The organism is Pseudonocardia sp. SID8383 (assembly GCF_009864975.1).
Lineage (GTDB): Bacteria > Actinomycetota > Actinomycetes > Mycobacteriales > Pseudonocardiaceae > Pseudonocardia > Pseudonocardia alni.
The window spans coordinates 1-955 of sequence record NZ_WWFY01000733.1; the positions used below are offsets into that span (position 1 = coordinate 1).

Here is a 955-nt window from a genome sequence, read left to right on the forward strand (position 1 = left end):
TGCCCGGCGGCAGCCGCGACGGCGTCCAGCTCCGCGCGCAGCACCGCGGCGGGCGGGTAGCGGCCGTCGCGTTCCAGCATCACCGGTGGCGGCACCGGCAGTTGGGCGACGGTGTGGGTCAGCAGCGCCAGCACCGCGTCCGGGACGGGGTCGGTGTGGGTGTCGTGCAGCAGCCCCGCCGCGTCGGCGGCGTGCCCGGCGACGTGGCAGTAGGCCACCGCCCCGGACGGCAGCCCGGCGAGCAGCGCGTCGACGTCCGCCCGCGGGTCACGGCCCCGGTTGCGGGCGTTGACGAACACGTTCGCGACGTCCAGGAGCAGCGGCGCCCCGGTCCGGTCGTGCAGCCGGTGCAGGAAGCCCGCCTCGTCGAACTCGTCGTCGGGCCAGTCGAACAGGGCCGCGATCGGCTCCAGCGCCAGCGGGACGTCCAGCTCCGCGCGCGTCGCCGTCACGTTGGCGACGAGCACGTCGAGCGCCTCGCGGGTGCGGGGCAGCGGCAGCAGGTGCCCCGCCTCGATCCCGCCGGCCCGGGTGAACGCGATGTGCTCGCTGACCAGCGCCGCACCCGTCGCCGCGGCACAGGCCGCGAGGTGGGCGACCCGCCCCGGGTCGACGCCCTCGGGCGAGCCGGGCGACAGCCGGACCCCGTGCACGACGACCGGCCTGCGCAGCAGCGACGCCGGCACCGCGTCCGGGCGCAGCGGCTCGGCGATGACCTCGTGGAATGCGAGACCGTCGACGTCGTCGAGGACGGCGGCGATTCCGCTGCGCCAGCCGACCCCGGTCCCGCCCGGGACACCCGTCATGTCGCCACCTCCGCCCGTACGAGCCGTCCCCGCAGCTTCACACCCCCCACGGTGCAGCTGCGGGGACGGCAGATCCGGTCCCCCGCGCGGGCTCAGCCGCCGCAGCCGCCTCCGCCGCCACAGCCCCCGCCGCCTCCGCCGCAGCTGCT

Annotated in this window: 1 protein-coding gene; it reads right to left on the reverse strand. The window is 77.5% G+C overall.

The window, feature by feature from the left end; translation table 11 throughout:
• The coding region (locus tag GTW08_RS17660; RefSeq protein WP_161152243.1) for a DUF692 domain-containing protein at positions 1 to 806 on the reverse strand (806 nt) is incomplete at its 3' end.
• Between the last annotated feature and the right edge of the window lie 149 nt (positions 807 to 955).